This is a genomic window from Flavobacterium franklandianum (assembly GCF_007097365.1).
Lineage (GTDB): Bacteria > Bacteroidota > Bacteroidia > Flavobacteriales > Flavobacteriaceae > Flavobacterium > Flavobacterium franklandianum.
In genome coordinates this window covers 1-3,611 of record NZ_VJZR01000036.1, presented here as the reverse complement: position 1 = coordinate 3,611, position 3,611 = coordinate 1, and the positions used below count along the sequence as shown (strand labels likewise).

Annotated in this window: 5 protein-coding genes; all 5 read left to right on the top strand. The window is 29.5% G+C overall.

All coding sequences use genetic code 11. From position 1 onward, the window contains the following. Positions 1-128: 128 nt before the first annotated feature. Entirely contained in the window at positions 129-578 is a 450-nt protein-coding gene (locus tag FNW17_RS16185; protein ID WP_144072206.1) for a hypothetical protein, read from the top strand. A 308-nt stretch (positions 579-886) separates the two neighbouring features. Further along, on the top strand, positions 887-1,330 hold the full coding sequence (locus FNW17_RS16180; RefSeq protein WP_144072205.1) for a hypothetical protein: 444 nt from the start codon (positions 887-889) through the stop codon (positions 1,328-1,330). A gap of 307 nt (positions 1,331-1,637) precedes the next feature. Beyond that, positions 1,638-2,081: a hypothetical protein gene (locus tag FNW17_RS16175; protein ID WP_144072205.1), complete on the top strand. Its 444-nt coding sequence runs from the start codon at positions 1,638-1,640 to the stop codon at positions 2,079-2,081. A 298-nt stretch (positions 2,082-2,379) separates the two neighbouring features. After that, complete coding sequence (locus FNW17_RS16170) at positions 2,380-2,760, top strand: hypothetical protein (RefSeq protein ID WP_144072204.1); 381 nt, start codon at positions 2,380-2,382, stop codon at positions 2,758-2,760. A gap of 244 nt (positions 2,761-3,004) precedes the next feature. Next, positions 3,005-3,403 carry a DUF3805 domain-containing protein gene (locus FNW17_RS16165; protein ID WP_185965316.1) on the top strand — a complete coding sequence of 133 codons (399 nt, stop codon included), beginning with the start codon at positions 3,005-3,007 and terminating at the stop codon, positions 3,401-3,403. The last annotated feature ends 208 nt before the right edge of the window (positions 3,404-3,611 follow it).

Here is a 3,611-nt window from a genome sequence, read left to right as displayed (position 1 = left end):
GTTTCGCATCAAGTTTTCGTTAAACCGAAAATTGAGCGGTTACGAACTTCCAGCCATCTCAAAGTGGCAAAACGTTGTGCGTCAGCTTGGAGAACCGAAACAACGTAGAAAAGAAATTTAATATAGTAATGAAAAAATACTTTTTAATTCCGCAACCACCAGTCTGCGCAAAATTTACTTTTTTAGTTGACGACATTTCAGAAAAAAGAAATTGGGGTTTAACTAAAGACATTGATAAAATAGAATATAACCGAAAATTGTTAGGCGAAAATTTTAATATTGACTTAAAAGTTAATCTCTTAATGTCTGAAAAAGGTGTGACAAATATTTTCACTCTCGGAAACTTTATAACCGTTCTTGAAATGCGTGCCGACCAAAAAGAGGGTAAAATGACATTTTTTGACTGCATAATGGATATGCCAAAAGATGAATTAAAATATATGATTGGAGAAGTGTTTAGTAAAAACATAGTTGAACAATGGATTAAATTTTATGATTTATTAAATTTAGGATTTTCCGAAGAAAATGACACAGTAGAATTATTTAAACCGGAAGAAATAGGTTTTAATCTTCCATAGTTTTCCCAAGCAGATTTTACACGTGCAATGACAGTAATTTTTTCTGAATTAACTTTTATTTTTTTATTTAACATATCTATTAATTTTTAAAATACTTTTCACTTGAACGGTGGAAAAGAGAAACCTAAAAAAGAAACTAAAAAGCCGAACGCACAACAGCTGTTTCAATATACTTGCGGATTTAGTGGAATTACGTGCTATCATCATAAATCCGTTTAGCCAAAGCTACTCTGCTTCTAAATCCGCAAGCATCTTGAAGCACCGGGACGTTATGCCTCAGTTTAGAGAACCAAAATGCCGAAAATAATATGATAAAAGAAATCTTTGACATAGAACCAATCCAAAAAAATTCATTAATTGTTTTTTTATCTGTTTGTTGCATTTCATTTTTACAATTATTTCTTTTCAAAAGAGAAATTATTGAAAATAATTCTTTCGTGACAATAGGTCTAATTTTAGGTTTGTCTATATCGTGGGTAATTTTACAACTACCATCTTTAGTTTTATTTGCCAAATTTGTGATAAGAGATGACGTTAAAAATAATGATTTATTATTCGACAGAATCGCATTAACCTTAGGTATTCTTCTATTAGTTTGGATGATAACTTTGACATATATTGCTTATGAATTAAATTTAGATTTTAGAAGTTTTATTAGAATTTCTATTACATTTATGATTATGAAAACTTTATTTTGGGGAATATTTGTAATTATTAAAAATGGAAAAAATGCCACGTTAAAAGAGAAATAACAAGTGAAATTAGTCCTAATATAAATTCTAATATGAGTGTTTTTATGATATTCATTTGTGAAATTTAAAAATTGTTTCCGACTTAAAAGCGGTGCAGAAGCGAAACCGAAAATAGAAACGTGAAAATTGGAATAAATAAAAAACCGAAGGCATAACAGCTGTTTCAATATACTTGCGGATTTAGTGGAATTACGTGCTGTCATCATAAATCCGTTCAGCCAAAACTACTCTGCTATCAAGTCCGCAAGCATCTTGAAGCAGCAGGACGTTATGCCTCAGTTTAGAGAACCAAAATGCCGAAAATAATATGATAAAAGAAATCTTTGACATAGAACCAATCCAAAAAAATTCATTAATTGTTTTTTTATCTGTTTGTTGCATTTCATTTTTACAATTATTTCTTTTCAAAAGAGAAATTATTGAAAATAATTCTTTCGTGACAATAGGTCTAATTTTAGGTTTGTCTATATCGTGGGTAATTTTACAACTACCATCTTTAGTTTTATTTGCCAAATTTGTGATAAGAGATGACGTTAAAAATAATGATTTATTATTCGACAGAATCGCATTAACCTTAGGTATTCTTCTATTAGTTTGGATGATAACTTTGACATATATTGCTTATGAATTAAATTTAGATTTTAGAAGTTTTATTAGAATTTCTATTACATTTATGATTATGAAAACTTTATTTTGGGGAATATTTGTAATTATTAAAAATGGAAAAAATGCCACGTTAAAAGAGAAATAACAAGTGAAATTAGTCCTAATATAAATTCTAATATGAGTGTTTTTATGATATTCATTTGTGAAATTTAAAAATTGTTTCCGACTTAAAAGCGGTGCAGAAGCGAAACCGAAAATAGAAACGTGAAAATTGGAATAAATAAAAAACCGAAGGCATAACAGCTGTTTCAATATACTTGCGGATTTAGTGGAATTACGTGCTGTCATCATAAATCCGTTCAGCCAAAACTACTCTGCTATCAAGTCCGCAAGCATCTTGAAGCAGCAGGACGTTGGCAGCAAGTTAAACCAAAATCGCTCAAATGAAAATATTACATAATCAAAGTCAATTAAATAAAATCTTGTTTTTGGGAATAGCATATATTATAATCGGACTACTTTCATTATTAACATCATCTAAAATTTTCCTTTCTGGGTTTATAGGAATTGGAATAATATTTATCGCTCAATATTTCTATAACAAAAATAGAGCGTATGTAATACTGACAGAAAACTCAATAATGAGTAATGGCATTTTTAAGAAAGAAATAGAAATCAAAAATGTCAAATCAATTAAATATTTTGCTGGTGATTACATAGTCAAATCCGCTGAAAAAGAAATTGTGATTGACACAAATCTTGTTGATAAAGAATCTCAATCGAATTTAAAAAATTATTTTGAAAATCTAAAGCTTGAAAAATAACCAGCTGCCAACAGCCGTTTCTCGCAATTGCGAATTTTGTGGTAAGTTCACGTTCACGTTTCGCAAGAATTTTTATCTTTAACGGAAAATAAGAAGTTCCGAAGTTCGCAACTGACGAGAAGCGCCAGAACGTTAGCAGATAGTGCGGAAAAAATCCGTAAAAAAGAAAAACAAAAAAGAAATGAAGCAAATCATAACTCTTATAATTCTTGTTTCTTTGACTAATTGCGGTAAAAATATAAAAATGAAAAAATTCAATTCAGAATATAATTATTCTGTAAACATTCCTGAAAATTGGAGTGAATATGAAACAGACGAAAAAAACACGAATGCATTTTTTGACACTACAAAGTGGACTGGAAACTTAAGGATAACTCCAATGAATTATGAAGTGAAAAATTCAAAAGAGCTTTTAAGTGAAGAATTAGCTGAAAATAATGCAGAAAATATAGATTGGAAAAATATTCGCGGAATTTACTATGTTGAAAACCAAAAAAATGAAGAAATAAATTATTGGTATTTAATCGAAAATAACAAACTTTATATTTGCTCTTTTACAATTGGTAATCTTAATTCAAAAAGCGAAATTGAAATTGAATTGAATAAAGTTGCTGAAATACTAAAATCAATTAAAACTGAATAAAGCACCATCTGCTAACACACGCTACAAGCAATTTGGGGATTTGGCTTAATGGAAAATTAGTTTTTATCAGGAAGATTTGGCAAAACCGAAAGATAACGCTGATTTAATCCCAAACTGCTTGTAGCGCGAGAACGTTAGCGGTTATGCGCCCGCAGAAACGGAGAATTCAAGAAACTATGGAAAAAAAACTAGAAATATATACTCCAAA

Coding starts and splice junctions, on each gene's coding strand:
- FNW17_RS16175 (WP_144072205.1), top strand. CDS start 1,638: ATGATAAAAGAAATCTTTGACATAGAACCAATCCAAAAAAATTCATTA.
- FNW17_RS16165 (WP_185965316.1), top strand. CDS start 3,005: ATGAAAAAATTCAATTCAGAATATAATTATTCTGTAAACATTCCTGAA.
- FNW17_RS16170 (WP_144072204.1), top strand. CDS start 2,380: ATGAAAATATTACATAATCAAAGTCAATTAAATAAAATCTTGTTTTTG.
- FNW17_RS16180 (WP_144072205.1), top strand. CDS start 887: ATGATAAAAGAAATCTTTGACATAGAACCAATCCAAAAAAATTCATTA.
- FNW17_RS16185 (WP_144072206.1), top strand. CDS start 129: ATGAAAAAATACTTTTTAATTCCGCAACCACCAGTCTGCGCAAAATTT.